Source organism: Micromonospora sp. DSM 43699, assembly GCF_055517075.1.
Map to the genome: position 1 here is coordinate 1 of NZ_JBTMMT010000055.1, position 14533 is coordinate 14533.

Annotated in this window: 14 protein-coding genes and 1 riboswitch; of the genes, 9 read left to right on the top strand and 5 right to left on the bottom strand. The window is 71.9% G+C overall.

Translation table 11 applies throughout. The annotated features are described in order from the left end of the window. The first annotated feature begins 487 nt into the window (after window positions 1–487). The gene (locus tag AC0AIB_RS23030; RefSeq protein ID WP_328349018.1) at window positions 488–2314 is read left to right on the top strand and encodes a glycerol-3-phosphate dehydrogenase/oxidase; all 1827 of its coding nucleotides are present in this window, start codon (window positions 488–490) and stop codon (window positions 2312–2314) included. Window positions 2315–2396: 82 nt separating this feature from the next. Further along, complete coding sequence (locus AC0AIB_RS23035; protein WP_328342482.1) at window positions 2397–2903, top strand: hypothetical protein; 507 nt, start codon at window positions 2397–2399, stop codon at window positions 2901–2903. Window positions 2904–2935: 32 nt separating this feature from the next. On the opposite strand, the gene AC0AIB_RS23040 is transcribed toward AC0AIB_RS23035, so the two are convergent. Further along, window positions 2936–4336, bottom strand: coding sequence for an FAD-binding oxidoreductase (locus AC0AIB_RS23040; RefSeq protein WP_465097464.1), 1401 nt, complete (start codon window positions 4334–4336; stop codon window positions 2936–2938). Window positions 4337–4371: 35 nt separating this feature from the next. Between AC0AIB_RS23040 and AC0AIB_RS23045 the strand changes: the two genes are divergently transcribed. Next, entirely contained in the window at window positions 4372–4731 is a 360-nt protein-coding gene (locus AC0AIB_RS23045) for a DUF4031 domain-containing protein (RefSeq protein WP_465097465.1), read from the top strand. Here the strand turns inward: AC0AIB_RS23045 and AC0AIB_RS23050 are convergent. Then, window positions 4684–5319, bottom strand: coding sequence for an HD domain-containing protein (locus AC0AIB_RS23050; protein WP_328342488.1), 636 nt, complete (start codon window positions 5317–5319; stop codon window positions 4684–4686). The two genes, AC0AIB_RS23045 and AC0AIB_RS23050, sit on opposite strands and share 48 nt — an antisense overlap. Window positions 5320–5411: 92 nt before the next feature. Here AC0AIB_RS23050 and AC0AIB_RS23055 point away from each other — a divergent pair, with 92 nt between their 5' ends. Continuing rightward, entirely contained in the window at window positions 5412–6644 is a 1233-nt protein-coding gene (locus AC0AIB_RS23055; RefSeq protein WP_465097475.1) for an FUSC family protein, read from the top strand. 2 nt (window positions 6645–6646) lie between these two features. Beyond that, window positions 6647–6757: riboswitch (SAM riboswitch) on the bottom strand. Between the two features lie 66 nt (window positions 6758–6823). Continuing rightward, on the top strand, window positions 6824–8311 hold the full coding sequence (locus AC0AIB_RS23060; RefSeq protein WP_465097466.1) for a PrsW family intramembrane metalloprotease: 1488 nt from the start codon (window positions 6824–6826) through the stop codon (window positions 8309–8311). A 339-nt stretch (window positions 8312–8650) separates the two neighbouring features. Here AC0AIB_RS23060 and AC0AIB_RS23065 read toward each other — a convergent pair whose 3' ends face one another. After that, window positions 8651–9787, bottom strand: coding sequence for a hypothetical protein (locus tag AC0AIB_RS23065; RefSeq protein WP_465097467.1), 1137 nt, complete (start codon window positions 9785–9787; stop codon window positions 8651–8653). Between the two features lie 336 nt (window positions 9788–10123). Here AC0AIB_RS23065 and AC0AIB_RS23070 point away from each other — a divergent pair, with 336 nt between their 5' ends. The 3 genes from AC0AIB_RS23070 to AC0AIB_RS23080 are packed head-to-tail and all read left to right on the top strand — an operon-like array spanning window position 10124 to window position 12359. Then, the gene (locus AC0AIB_RS23070) at window positions 10124–10483 is read left to right on the top strand and encodes a hypothetical protein (protein ID WP_328342492.1); all 360 of its coding nucleotides are present in this window, start codon (window positions 10124–10126) and stop codon (window positions 10481–10483) included. Further along, window positions 10480–11085, top strand: a complete 606-nt coding sequence (locus AC0AIB_RS23075; protein ID WP_328342494.1) for a tetratricopeptide repeat protein — start codon at window positions 10480–10482, stop codon at window positions 11083–11085. Before AC0AIB_RS23070 ends, AC0AIB_RS23075 begins: the two co-directional genes overlap by 4 nt. Before the next feature lie 8 nt (window positions 11086–11093). Continuing rightward, complete coding sequence (locus AC0AIB_RS23080) at window positions 11094–12359, top strand: glycosyltransferase (protein ID WP_328342496.1); 1266 nt, start codon at window positions 11094–11096, stop codon at window positions 12357–12359. 63 nt (window positions 12360–12422) lie between these two features. Here the strand turns inward: AC0AIB_RS23080 and AC0AIB_RS23085 are convergent, their stop codons facing one another. Together AC0AIB_RS23085 and AC0AIB_RS23090 are read right to left on the bottom strand one after the other, a co-directional pair. Continuing rightward, window positions 12423–12590, bottom strand: a complete 168-nt coding sequence (locus AC0AIB_RS23085; RefSeq protein WP_176738891.1) for a hypothetical protein — start codon at window positions 12588–12590, stop codon at window positions 12423–12425. A 103-nt stretch (window positions 12591–12693) separates the two neighbouring features. Continuing rightward, entirely contained in the window at window positions 12694–13041 is a 348-nt protein-coding gene (locus AC0AIB_RS23090; protein ID WP_328342501.1) for a GroES family chaperonin, read from the bottom strand. Window positions 13042–13192: 151 nt separating this feature from the next. Between AC0AIB_RS23090 and AC0AIB_RS23095 the strand changes: the two genes are divergently transcribed. Further along, on the top strand, window positions 13193–14527 hold the full coding sequence (locus tag AC0AIB_RS23095) for an AI-2E family transporter (protein WP_328349020.1): 1335 nt from the start codon (window positions 13193–13195) through the stop codon (window positions 14525–14527). Window positions 14528–14533: the final 6 nt, after the last annotated feature.

A 14533-nucleotide genomic window follows, 5' to 3' on the forward strand; every position in this document is an offset into this window, starting at 1 on the left:
CCTCCCGCTCGCCAGCCGGGCGTCGCCGATCCGCTCGTTCGGCGGCGCCGGCGGTGGCCGCGTGGCCGCTGAACCCCCTCGTCGCATCTCCCGCCCCGCCTGCTTCACCCTGACGGTTACGGATAGTCATATCGGGAGGAGGCGTGACCCTATCCCTTCGAGTCCTTTGCTCTGCTGCCATCAACGCGACAGTTACCGAAAGTGCGTGGTGCGTAGCGAGCAGCAGAGCAAAGGATGTGAGGGCGGAATGCTGAGGGTGGGCCGGGGGTGGAGATCGTGCTGTTCAGAGTGTTGGTTTCCTGGGGTGAGGGGGTGCGGTGGGGGTGGAGGTGGCCAGGGGTTCGACTGCGGAGGGTAACCGGGTTGATTTCGGATATCCGTTACTCAGTGTTGTCAGGGGGTCGGTGCGGATCTCGGTGGGCTCCGGCTCCGGGCCTGCTGCGGGTGGGGTCGGGCGGGTTACGGTGGACGGGTGCGTGACCCCAATGTGACCCGAGCCGCCGCTGGTCAACTCTCTCCCGAGCGCCGCGTCGCGGACCTGCGTCGGCTCCGGGCCGAACGGTTCGACGTGCTGGTCATCGGGGGTGGGGCGACCGGCGCGGGTGCCGCGCTGGACGCCGCCTCCCGGGGGCTCAAGGTCGCCCTGGTCGAGGCCCGCGACTTCGCGGCCGGGACTTCCAGCCGGTCCAGCAAACTGATCCACGGCGGTCTGCGTTACCTGGAGCAGTTGGAGTTCCACCTGGTCCACGAAGCGCTGACCGAGCGGGGCCTGCTCGCCACCCGGCTCGCCCCGCACCTGGTCCGGCCGGTCCCGTTCCTGATCCCGCTCCCCGCCGGCAAGGGGCTGCGCGACCTGCCGGCCCGGCTGTTCCGCCGCTCGTACTACGGCGCCGGGGTGGCCGCCTACGACGCCTTCGCCGGGCTCTTCGGCACCGGCCGGGGGATGCCGCTGCACCGGCACCTGAGCCGCGAGGGCGCCCGCCGGGTCTTCCCCAGTCTGCGCGCCGACGCGCTGGCCGGGGCCATCCGTTACTACGACGGCCAGGTCGACGACGCCCGGCTGGTGGTGACGTTGGCCCGCACCGCCGCCAGCCTGGGTGCCACCGTGGTGAGCAGTGCCCGCGCCGTCGGGTTGGTGCGGCAGGCCCGGGAGGTCACCGGGGTCCGGGTCCGCGACCTGGAGGCACCCGCCGACTCCCCGGACGCCGAGTTCGAGGTACGCGCCCGTACCGTCATCGGCGCCACCGGCGTGTGGAGCGACGACATGTCCCGGATGCTCAACGACGTCGGGCTGCGTCCCGGCATCCGGGTCCGGGCGTCCAAGGGGGTGCACCTGGTGGTGCCCCGCTCGGCGATCACCGGGGAGACCGGGCTGATCGTGCGTACCGCGACAAGCGTGCTCTTCGTCATCCCGTGGGGCGGGCACTGGATCATCGGGACCACCGACACCGACTGGCGGCTCGACCGGTCCCACCCGGCCGCCTCCGCCCGCGACATCAGGTACCTGCTCGACCAGGTGAACACGGTGCTGGACCGGCCGTTGTCCGGTGCGGACATCGAGGGCGTCTACGCCGGGCTGCGCCCGCTGCTGGCCGGCGAGGCCGACTCCACCTCCAAGCTCTCCCGGGAACACGCGGTCTTCGAACCGATGCTCGGGCTGCTGCTGGTGGCCGGCGGCAAGTACACGACCTACCGGGTGATGGCCGCCGACGTGGTCGACCGGGCCGCCCACCGGCTCGGTGGCGTACGACCCTCGCGTACCGCCGACCTGCCACTGCTCGGCGCCGACGGGTACGCCTCGATGTGGCGGGACCGGGCCGACCTGGCCCGCCGGCACGGGATGCCGGTCGGCGTGGTCGAGCACCTGCTGGAGCGGTACGGCACGCTCACCCTGGAACTGCTGGCGCTGATCGCCGCCGACCCACTGCTCGCCTCACCGCTGGCCGGTGCACCCGAGTACCTGGCCGCCGAGGTGACCTACGCCACCCGGGCCGAGGGGGCGCTGCACCTGGAGGACGTGCTGACCCGGCGTACCCGGATCTCCTTCGAGACGACCCACCGGGGCCTCGACTCGGCCGGGCACACGGCGGAGCTGATGGGCGCGGTGCTCGGCTGGGACGGGGCCATCCGGGAACGGGAGGTCGCGCACTACCGGGCGCGGGTCGAGGCGGAGCGGGAATCCCAGCTCATGCCGGACGACGCGACCGCCGACGCGGCCCGGCTGGGTGCGCCCGACGTCCGGGGTTTCGCCGCCGACCGGGGTGTCGACGGTGCCGAGGGCGGCCACGCCGAACTCCCGACCTCCTCCCGCTGACCGCTCCCGGGCCGTTCCCCCTGCCGGTGCCGGCCCGGTCGGCCGGTTCCGGACGACACCCGGGTGGGATAGGTTCCGGCGCGTGGTTCCCCCTCAGTGGTCGCGCGCGCTCGTCGTCCCCGCCGTTGCCGTCCTGACGGTCGCCCTGGCCGGCTGCGCGATCTTCGACCGGGACGGCGGATCCACAGCGGAGGGCGGGAGCGGAACGACATCCCCGGGGGCGACCGCCAACCGGGTCAGCCTGGTGCAGAAGCTCGGCGAGGACGGTCCACTGCGGTCGCTGACCGTCGAACCGGACGGCCGGTGGGAGTGCGACGACTGTGCCGGGGACGGGGTCACCTCGACCGGTTCCCTGGACCCCGAGCAGGTGCAACGCCTGCACAGGCTGCTCGCCGACCCACGGCTTGCCCAGGAGACCGACCAGGCGCGCCAGTACCGGGCGAGTTGCATCGACGCGCTGACGTCCAGCCTGCTCACCACGGCCGGGTTGATCACCTCGCAGGACTGCCCGGGTGAGGAACGACCGGCGGTGGCCGGCGAGATCCTGCTCCTGCTCACCCAGGCCACCCCCGCCGAACCCACCCGCTGAGCCGACCCCGCCGCGCCGCCCGGCGGGTCGGTTCAGAGCACCTTGCCCGGGTTGAGCAGCCCGGCCGGGTCGAGCGCGGCCTTGATCGCCTGGTGCACCCGCATGCCGACCGGGCCGACCTCCCGGGCCAGCCAGTCCCGCTTGAGCAGCCCGACGCCGTGCTCTCCGGTGCACGTGCCGCCCAGCTCCAGGCCGAGCCGGATGATCTCGTCGAAGGCCCGTCGGCCCCGCGCCAGACTGGCCGGGTCGGCCCGGTCCACCACGATGTTCGGGTGCAGGTTGCCGTCCCCGGCGTGGCCGACCACCCCGATCGGCACCTCGCACTCGGAGGCGATCCGGGCCACCCCGTCCAGCAGCGTGGCGAGCGCCCCCCGGGGCACCGCCACGTCGTCGATGATCAGGCCGCCGTTGCCGTCCGGGTAGGTGTCGGCGGCGAACTTCTCCATTGCCGGGTGGGCCAGCCGACGGGCCTGGAGCAGCGCCGCCGCCTCCACCGCGTCGGTCGCCGCGTACACCTCCTCGGCGCCGGCCGCCGTGCAGACCTCGGCGATCCGGGCCAGGTCGTCCGCCGCCCGGGGACCGGTGTCGGCGGCGGCGAGCAGCAGCGCCTGGGCGTCGGTCCGCAACCCCATCGGCCGGTACGCCTCGATCGCCCGCAGATGCGTCCGGTCGAGCAGTTCCAGCAGGCTCGGGGTGAGCCCCTGCGCGGCGATGCCGGCCACCGCTGTCCCGGCCTCGGCGGTCGAGGCGAAGACCGCCACCATGGTCAGCGACTCCTCGGGAACCGGCCGCAACGACACGGTCACCTCGGTGATCACGCCGAGGGTGCCCTCCGCGCCGACGAAGAGCCGGGTCAGGTCGTACCCGGCCACCCCCTTGGCGGTACGCCGGCCGGTGCGCAGCACCTCGCCGGAGGCGAGCACCACCTCCAGCCCGAGGACGTACTCGGTGGTCACCCCGTACTTGACGCAGCACATGCCGCCCGCGTTGGTGGAGACGTTGCCGCCGATGGTGGAGGACTCCCAGGAACCCGGGTCCGGCGGGTAGTAGAGCCCCTGGGCCCGGACCGTCCCGGCCAGCGTGGCGTTCACCACACCCGGCTGCACCACGGCGATCCGGGCCACCGGGTCGATCTCCCGGATCTCGGTCATCGCGACCGTGCTCAACACCACCGCGCCGTCCACCGCGTTCGCCGCGCCGGCCAGCCCGGTCCGCGCCCCCTGCGGCACCACGGGTACGCCGTACCGGGCCGCCGCCCGGACCACCGCGACCACCTCCGACGTGTCCCGGGGGCGGACGACCACCAGCGGCGTACCGGCGGCGCAGAGGTCCGCCTCGTCGCGTCGGTGCAGCCGGAGCAGATCCGGGTCGGTGAGCACGGCCCCGTCGCCGAGGGTCGCCCGCAGGTCGTCGAGGAGGGGGGAACCAGCCATGCGGCCGAGGCTAGCCGGCGGCTAGATTGGCCGCCATGCTCTACCTGGACCGCCCCGCCTGGCCGTGGCGCGGTCGGCTCTGGTCGCACCTGATCAGCGACGTTTCCCCGGCCGAACTGCACGCCTTCGCCGAGCTGCTCGGGGTGCCCCGGCGGGGCTTCGACCGGGACCACTACGACATCCCCGCCGACCGGTTCGCCCCGGCGGTCTGGCTCGGCGCCCGGGTGGTGACCAGCCGGGAGATCGTCCGTCTGCTGCACACCGCCGGCCTGCGCCGCCCCAAACACCTCGCCCGCCCCGAACCGCTCGTGGGCCCCGAACGCCGCACCGGGGCTGGCGGCGGCGGATCAGCGCAGGGTGGCCAGCTCGCGGCGGAGGTTGGCGCGGGCGGGTGACTCCCACCGGTCGGCCAGCGAGGGCAGCCGGAACAGGGCGGGCAGGGCCAGCAGGCCGTCGAGGACCCTGGCCCGGCCGGTACGGAAGTCCGCCTCGGGCACGTGCGCGTACTCGGCACGGATCGCTGCGGCGTACCCGTCGTACACCTCGGGGGGTGTGGCCAGGATGGCCAGGTCGGCGTCGCAGAGCAGGGCGCCGTCGCGGTCGCCGGGGGCGACGGCGTGCCCGGCGGTGAGCAGCACCAGCCGACGGACCTCGGCGACCGGGGCGGCCGGCATCCCGAGGCCGGTGAGCAGGCTGCCGGCCAGTGCCGCGCTGGCCCGCTCGTTGGTGTTCCCGGTGGCGCGCGGATCGTAGACGGCGTCGTGCGTCCAGGCGGCGAGCGCCACCAGCTCCGGCCGGTCGGCGAGGTCGGCGTGCCGGTCGACCAGCTCCAGCACCGTCCGCAGGTGGTGTTCGGTGTGGTAGTGCCGGTGCGGTTCGCGCCAGCGGGCCAGCAACTCGGCCCCGACGGCGGTCGCCGCCGGGCCGTCGTCGGCCCCGGCGGCCCGTGCCGACACCAGCCAGCGGTCGATCAGCTCGGTCATCCGGACGATTCTGCCGTACCCGGACGGGATGAACCGGCACGGCGCGGGTAGTCCCCGCCATGGCCGTGGCCCGGGACCGACGACCGTCGCTGATGCGTCGCGCCGGGCTCGGCGGCGGCGGGAACGACGTCGACTCCGCGCGGATCGCCGAGGCGATGGCCTACCTGCGCCACCGGAGCCGGGCGACCCTGCACGACCGCCTGCACCAGGTGCGGATGGCGATGGGCCTGGCGGTGCAGGCGGGGCTGGCCGCCGCGCTGGCCTGGATCGTGTCGCACCACCTGCTGGGCAACCCGCAGCCGGTCTTCGCGCCGATCTCGGCGGTGGGCACCCTGGCCGCCTCGGTCGGCCAGCGGCTCCGCCGGACCGTGGAGCTGATCGTCGGGGTGGCGGTCGGGGTGTTCCTCGGCGACGTCCTGATCTACTTCCTCGGCACCGGCGGATGGCAGCTCGGGCTGGTGGTGACCGCGGCCATCCTGCTCACCACCTTCTTCGGGGCGAGCGTGGCGGTGGTGATCCAGGCCGCCGCCACCGCCGTGCTGATCGTCACCCTGAGCCCGTCCACGGCGGACCTGGAGCTGCCCCGGTTCGTCGACGCGTTCGTCGGGGGTGGCATCGCCCTGCTGGTCACCGCGATCCTCCTGCCGCTCAACCCGCTCCGCGTGATCAACCGGGCGGCCCGGCCGGCGCTGGACCTGCTCGCCGGCCAGCTCGACGTCTGCGCCCAGGCGCTGCGCGACCGGGACCGGGGCGCCGCCCAGCGGGCGCTGGACCGGCTCCGGGAGAACAAGGAGGAGCTGGCCACCTTCACCGAGGCGATCGAGGGGGCGAAGGAGACCAGCACGCTCTCCCCGGCCCGGTGGCACCGGCGCAGCGAACTGACCCACTACGCCGAGGCGGCCGAGCCGATCGACCGGGCGATGCGCAACAGCGGCACCCTGATCCGCCGGTCGGTCACCATGATCGAGGACGAGGAGGCGGTGCCGGAGCCGATGCCGGACGCGGTGGCCCACCTGGCCGAGGCGGTCCGTCTGCTGCGGCACGAGTTCGCCGTCGGGGAGGAGCCGGAGAAGGCCCGGGAGCGGTCACTGCGCGCGGTGAGCGAGGCGGGCCGGGCGTACGACCAGGGGGTCGGGTTCTCCGGCAGCGTGGTGATCGCCCAGGTGCGTACCACCGCCAGTGACCTGATGGTCGCCTCCGGCATCTCCCAGGAGGAGGCCAACCGGCTGGTCCGGCAGTCGTTCGGCGAAGAGGGCGTACCGGCCGGGGGATCGGCCGGGCAGAACTCCACCCCGAAGCCCCCGACCGCGCCACCGCTCGGCTGACCTGCCGACACCTGTCAGCCCAGGGAGGCGTGCAGGGCGTCCCGGTCGGTGTCGGCAACCTCGACGAGGGTTGCCGGCCGGCAAGCCGGGGCTTGATGCTGGCGCTCGTGACCTACCCGGCAGCACAACGACTCCGGAGCGCCCGGCCCGGTGGGCCGGGGATGACTACGCTGATCCACATGGCCGACACCCCGCCCGGCGGGCCACCGCCGTCGCCCGCGCCCCCCGTACCGTCGCCGGAGGCCCCCGTACCGTCGCCGGAGGCCCCCGTACCGTCGCCGGAGGCCGCCGCGCCCCGGATGCCGCTGCGCCGCCTCGGCTGGCGGCGGGTCCTGGCGCTGGCCGGGGTGGTGCTGCTGATCGCGGCCTGCGCGGTCTACATGCTCTACACGCTCGGCGACAACCTGGGCCTGGACGCGCTGCTGGTCGGGGTGACCGCGGCGATCCTGCCGGTGCCGGTGCTGGTGGCCTGTTTCCTCTGGCTCGACCGGTACGAGCCCGAACCGCTGAAATACCTGATCTTCTGCTTCGCCTGGGGGGCGTTCGTCTCGACCGCCGCGTCGCTGACCGTCAACAACAGCTTCGCCGCCCTGTTCAAGGACTGGGGGGTGTCGTCGTCGCTGACCGGGGTGCTGGTGGCCCCGTTCATCGAGGAGCTGACCAAGGCGCTCGGCCCGATCCTGCTGCTGATCTTCCGTCGCCGCGAGTGGTCGGGGATCACCGACGGCCTGGTCTACTGCGGGCTCTCCGCGGTCGGGTTCGCCATGGTGGAGAACATCCTCTACCTGGGCGGCCTCGGGTACGCCTCCGGCGTCGACCAGTGGGGGCCGGCGACCGGCGTCCGCAATGTCATAGTCATCTTCATCTCGCGGATCCTTTTCTTCGGCTTCGCCCACCCGCTGTTCACCTCGATGACCGGGGTGGGGCTGGGCATCGCCGCCCGCACCGCCGACCGGCGGGTACGGGTGCTCGCCCCGGTCGCCGGCCTGCTGCTGGCGATGATGCTGCACGGCACCTGGAACCTGATCCCGACGCTGGTCCAGGCCACCGGCCAGGCGGTGATCTTCTTCTACGGCATGGTCGCGGTGATGGTGCCGATCTTCTTCGGCATGGTCGGCTTCGCGGTGTGGCTGCGCGCCTGGGAGGGGCGGCTCACCGAGCGGACCCTGCCGGACTACGTCCGGGCCGGCTGGCTGAGCCCGCCCGAGGTGGCCGCCCTGGGCAGCCTGGGCCGCCGGCACGCCGCCCGGACCTGGGCACGTCGGGTCGGTGGGGACGCCGGGCTGCGCGCGATGCGCGGTTACCAGTTCGCCGCCACCCGGCTGGCGTTGCTGCGTGACGGGATGCGGCGCGGCCTGGACCGCAAGCCGGCGGAGCGGGAGCGCACCCTGCGGGAGGAGCGGCAACTGCTGGAGACGATCGCGGCCTACCGGTCGTTCTTCGTCGGCCGGGACCCGCAGACCCCGGTGGGCGTCTGGGACGGACAGCGTTACCACCTGCGGTTCCCGGACGGGACACAGCGCGTCGTCGACGCCCCGGACTCCCCGGTGGTGCCGATTCCGGTGGTGCTCGCCACGCCACCGCCCCCAGCCCACCCGGCCGGCTACGGCCCACCCGGCTGGTACGGCCCCCGACCGGCCGCCCCGTGGCCGCCCGGCCGGTACTGACCGCCGAACTCCTACCGAGACCGACCCGCCCCGAGCGCCGAAGGCGGGCGGCTCTCGTCGGCGTGCGCCCGCCGCCTGCCCCACCAGGTATGGGCGCGGGGCGCGTGTCGGGATTCATGAAGAGATTCCGCCTCTCCTGAATACCTCCTCGCTGTAGCAGAAAACCCCTTCACTGGACGAACCGGTCAAATACGCTACAAGTCGCCCGTAAACGGCTCTAGGTCGCAAACGGGCAGCTCTGGGTATCTGGGTGGCTCTCTGGAGGGGTTCATGAGTAACGGCCGACGACTGCGGCGAGGACTGAAGCGTGGCCGCGCCGCTTCAGGGCTGAGTTCTGCCCTAATGGTGGTCGGGATGACGGGTGGGCCCGCAGTCGCAGCGCAACCCCTGGAAACCGCGCCGTCCGCGCAGGGCGTGCGCACCGGCACGTCCGGTCCGCTGGACCAGTACGGCGGGTGGCCGGCGTCCTGGTCGACGGTCCGCCAGGACGGTGGCGGACCTGACGATTCGTGGGACAGCTACCCGGACGAGCCATCGGACTGCGGCCCCCAGGGCTGGCAGGGCCCGTGGGGCGGGCACGACGGTGGCAAGGACCACTACCCGCATGGCCCCAAGAAGAAGGGCCCCCAGGGCCCCCAGGGTGCCCAAGGCGCGCAGGGCGATACGGGTGCCCAGGGCGCCCAAGGCGTGACTGGCGCTCAGGGCGCTCAGGGTACGACCGGGGCGCAGGGTGCCCAGGGCGTTCAGGGCCCTCAGGGAGCCCAAGGTGCGACCGGCGCGCAGGGTGTTCAGGGCACGCAGGGTGTTCAGGGCACGCAGGGTGTTCAGGGCACGCAGGGTGTTCAGGGGTCGCAGGGCCAGACGGGCGCGCAGGGTTTGCAGGGCGCGCAGGGGGACACTGGTGCGCAGGGTGCCACCGGTGCCCAGGGGTCTCAGGGTGCCACCGGTGCTCAGGGGCCTCAGGGTGGTACTGGCGCCCAGGGCGCGCAGGGTTTCCAGGGTGCGCAGGGTGACATTGGTGCGCAGGGTGCGCAGGGTGCTCAGGGTGCTCAGGGTGCTCAGGGTGCTCAGGGTGTGCAAGGTGCGCAGGGTGCCACCGGTGCTCAGGGATCTCAGGGTGGGACCGGTGCGCAGGGCGCGCAGGGCTTCCAGGGTGCGCAGGGTGCTACCGGTGCGTCGGGTGTCCAGGGTCCTCAGGGTGCACAAGGTGCGCAAGGTGACGTAGGCACGCAGGGCGCTCAAGGCACGCAGGGTGCGACCGGTGCGCAGGGCGCGCAGGGCTTCCAGGGTGCGCAGGGTGAGACCGGTGCTCAGGGCGTTCAGGGGCCTCAGGGCGTGCAAGGTGTCCCGGGTGAGACAGGTGCTCAGGGAGCGCAGGGTGCTCAAGGTGCGCAGGGTCTGGCAGGCGTTCAGGGTGCGCAGGGTGCGCAGGGTGCGCAGGGTGCTCAGGGTGACGCGGGTGCGCAGGGGGCGCAAGGTGTAGCCGGTGACACGGGTGCTCAGGGTGCGCAGGGTTTCCAGGGTGCGCAGGGCGACGCGGGTGCGCAGGGCACACAGGGCACACAGGGTGCGCAGGGTGCGGCAGGGGTTCAGGGTGCGCAGGGTTTCCAGGGTGCGCAGGGCGACGTCGGCGCGCAGGGCACTCAGGGCACTCAGGGCACTCAGGGCACTCAGGGCACTCAGGGCGCGCAGGGCGCGCAGGGCGACATCGGTCCACAGGGCATCCAGGGTGCCCAGGGCGTCCAGGGTGCCCAGGGCGACGTGGGCCCACAGGGCCCACAGGGCACTCAGGGCGCGCAGGGCGGCGCGGGCGTGCAGGGCGCCCAGGGAACGGCGGGCAATGGAATCCAGGCGGCCTACATTCAGGGCCCGTTGACCGTCATCGCGGATACCCCCGTTGATTTCGGGTGCGTGCCCGGGGACATCGCTGTCGGAACCGGATACCAGCTCTCGGGTGCGGGCGTGAATCCGGTGCTGATCCAGCCGCTCTCGATCAGCGGCTACCAGTTCACCTTTACCGGCGGGGGTGCCGACATCTGGGTGTCCTGCATCTCGCCCGCCACGCCGTTGGCGTTTGCCCCTGCGGCCGACAGGTCGGATCGGGCAACGGCGAAAAACAGTGGCCGTACCAGCCGGCCGAACCGCCCCAGTACCGTCAAGGAGGAGAAATGAGCACGCGTCAGATACTCGGTTCACTTGCCTGTGGTGCGGTCCTGCTTGTCGGAGTCCCGGCATGCAGTGCTAAACCCGCCGACAAGCCGCAGGCCAGCAGTTCCGGCAGCAGCGACAGCACGAACGGCGGTTCCCACACCGGATCCACACCGGCGGATCTCCTGAAACTCGGTGTCGAGCAGGGCCAGGCCGGTGACTACGACGCGGCGAAGGCCAGCTTCGAGAAGGTGCTGGCCGACGAGGCCGACAACAAGTTCGCCTGGTTCAACCTGGGCTTCATCGCCCAGTCGCGCAACCAGGCCGACGAGGCGATCAGCAACTACGACAAGGCGTTGGCGGCCGACGGCGACTACAAGCCGGCCCTCTACAACAAGGCCATCGCCCTGGAAGGCAGGGAGCCGACGACGTCGATGGAGATCTACCGCAAGGTCGTGTCGATCGACAACAAGTCGTCGACCGCCTACCTCCGACTGGGCATGCTGCTGTCCAAGTCCGGTGACGAGGAGGCAGCGCGGGACGCCTTCAAGGCGGCCATCCGGCTGGACAAGGGGCTCACCTCTTCCGTTCCGGCGAAGTACCGGCCCGCCCCGACGGGCAGGTGACCGACCCGATGCACACACCGCGCGTAACGGTCTTCACCGGAAGCAACCGCACCCGTTTCATCGACGAGTGCTTCCGCTCGCTGGTGGCGCAGACCTTCACCGACTGGGAGTGGGTGGTCATTCTCAACCAGGGGTCCCGGTGGCGGCCCGAGACTCACGACGATCGCATCCGGCTCATCGTCCAGGACGACCTCAATGGTGTGGGTGCGGTGAAGGGGCACGCCTGCGCCGAGGCCGCCGGGGACATCCTGGTCGAGCTCGACGACGACGATCTGCTCAGCAGCGACTGCCTGCAGGAGATCGTCGACGCCTTCGACTCCCACCCGGAGGTGGGGTTCGTCTACAGCGACACCGCCCAGATCCAGGAGGACGGTGGCCGCTGTGAGGACCGTTTCGCGAGTTCGTTCGGCTGGCGGCACTACGACGAGAAGGTGGACGGCCGCGAGGTGCTGGTCTGCCGGGCCTTGCCGCCGACGCCGCACAACGTGAGCTACATCTGGTACGCGCCGAACCACGTGCGGGCCTTCCGCCGGGACATCTACGAGAAGGTCGGCGGATACGACGAGTCGCTCGACGTCGCGGACGACGCCGATCTCATGGCGCGGATCTACCAGGTGAGCGAGTTCCACCACATTCAGAAATGCCTGTACCTGCAGCGCATGCACGCCAAGAACACGCAGCGTATTCCGGAGCTCAATGCCCGCATCCAGCAGCGTACGGTGGAGATCTACGACCGGAACATCCAACACAACGCGTTGGCCTGGTCGCGGCGGCAGGGACTTGTGGCGCTCGACCTGGGTGCCGCCCACAACAAGCCGGAGGGCTATCTCGGTCTGGACTACCACGACGGGCCGGGCGTCGACCTGGTCTGCGACGTGACGAAGGGGGTCGATCTGCCGGACGGCAGTGTCGGGGTCATTCGGGCCGTGGACTTCCTGGAACACATTCCGGACAAGATCGCGCTTTTCAACGAGTTGTACCGACTGCTCGCTCCGAACGGGATGTTGTTGTCGCTGACCCCCAGCACCGACGGTCGAGGCGCCTACCAGGACCCCACGCATGTCGCGTTCTACAACGAGAACTCGTTCTGGTATTTCACCGACGCCAACTACTCTCGTTTCGTGCCGGAGATCCGGTGCCGGTTCCAGGCGTCACGGTTGGTCACGTACTTCCCCAGCGAGTGGCACCAGGCGCACAACATCCCGTACGTCTCGGCGAACCTCATCGCGATCAAGGACGACGCCCTGCGCAACGGCGGCCTGCTGAACATCTGACCCATCGGGTGGGGCGCAGCCGCGTCCCGCGCTGGCGGTCGGGTCGTGCCCGGCCGGGACCGGTCAGGTCATCAGGGTGGTGAGGAAGTCGCCGAGGCCCTGGGCCATCGCCATCAGGGCCGCCCCGATCCCCTTGAACAACTGCGCCGCCCCGTCCGGGCGGAACGCCATGAAGTAGATCAGGAAGGCGACGCTGCCCCAGAGCAGCACCTTCTTCACGAGAATCGGCATCGTCCCTCCCCAGGGCACCTGGACGTGCGTGGCTTCCCGCCGGGAAGCGGGACAAACCGGGAGGCCGGACAAACCGGGAGGCGGGGTGGGTCGGCGGGTACGCCTACAGGTAGAGGCCGGTGCTGCCGGTGGACTCGGTCTCCACCCGCTCGGCGGCGACGGCGTGCACGTCCCGCTCGCGCAGCAGCACGTACCCCCGGCCGTGCAGTTCGACCTCGGAGCGGTCGTCGGGGTCGAAGAGCACCCGGTCGCCGGCCACGACGGCGCGCACGTGCGGGCCGACTCCCACGGCGGTGGCCCAGGCCAGTCTCTTGCCGACGGCGGCGGTGGCCGGGATGACGATGCCTGCGGTGGAGCGGCGTTCGCCCTCGCTGCCGTCCACCTTCACCAACACCCGGTCGTGCAGCAGGCGGATCGGCAGGCCGGTGTCGAGGTTCGGGTCGACGGTCACGCCAAGACGCTACCGTGTGCTCCGGTGGCGTCCATCCGGTGGTGGAGCCGATGCGGCCCGGGCAGGTTGAGCCGCCGTGGTGCGGGGCAATGAGTGGCGGAACTGTCCTACGGTGGCGGGCGCACGGACGTACCCTGTCCGGGCCGTCGTCGTGGGCGGCCCGGTGTCGTTTCTCCAGGAGGTGCGCTTGAGCCGCTTCGAGCGGGTACGCGGGCGGCTCCGCCGCGCGTACGAGTCCGGACGGGAGTCGGTCCGCGCGGGGCGTGCCGATCCGGCTGACGCGCCTGAGGGAGTCGGAGTGGCCACCCCCGCGTCGCCCGGCCCGGAGGCGGCCCCGTCGGCGACGGTGGTCGGCACCGAGCCTCCGGCGGCCCTGCACCACTCCACCTCCAGCCGCGATGACGCCGACGTGCCGCACGCCCTGCGGATCGCCGCCGCCTGGTCGTGGCGGTTGATCGTGATCGGCGTCGTCACCTGGGCGCTGTTGAAGATCGTCGGGACGATCAGCATCGTGATCATCCCGCTGGCGGTGGCGCTGCTGCTCTCCGCGCTGCTCGCCCCGGCGGTGGGCTGGCTGCTGCGCGTCCGGTTCCCCCGCTCGCTGGCCACCGCCGTGGTGATGGTCGGCGGCCTGGTCGCGGTGTTCGGCACGCTGACCCTGGTGGTCAACGAGTTCATCCAGGGGGTGCCGGAGCTCAGCGAGAAGTCGTCGCAGGGCGTACGGCAGATCCAGGACTGGCTCAAGACCGGGCCGTTGCACCTGTCCGACAGCCAGCTCAACCGCTACATCGAAGAGGCGCAGGGCTGGATCAACGGCAACACCGAGAAGTTCACGAGCGGGGCGCTCGCCACCGCCACCACCCTGGCCGAGCTGCTCACCGGCGCGATCCTGGTGCTCTTCGCCACCTTCTTCTTCCTGCGTGACGGCAACCGGATCTGGCGGTTCCTGGTCCGCCTGCTGCCGGTCGCCGCCCGGTGGAAGGTCGACGACGCCGGCCGGGCGTCCTGGGCGACGCTCGGCGCCTACGTGCGGGCCACCGTGCTGGTGGCGTTCATCGACGCGGTGGGCATCGGTATCTTCCTGGTCGTCTTCGACGTCCCGTTCGCCTTCCCGCTGGCCGCGTTGGTCTTCCTCGGCGCGTTCATCCCGATCGTCGGCGCGTTCCTGTCCGGGGTGGTGGCGGTGCTGGTGGCGCTTGTCGACAGCGGACCGGTGACCGCCCTGATCATCCTGGGCGTGGTGATCGGTGTGCAGCAGGTCGAGGGGCACCTGCTGCAGCCGTTGATCATGGGTCGGGCGGTGGCCATCCACCCGCTCGCGGTGATCATCGGGATCGCCGCCGGGGTGGTGCTCGCCGGCATCACCGGGGCGCTGGTCGCGGTGCCGTTGATCGCGGTGCTCAACACCGCCGTACGCCGGCTCGCCGCCCGCAGCGTGCCGGACACCCCGCCGGACGCCGTGGTGGTCGCCTCCCGGGCCCCCTGACCGGAC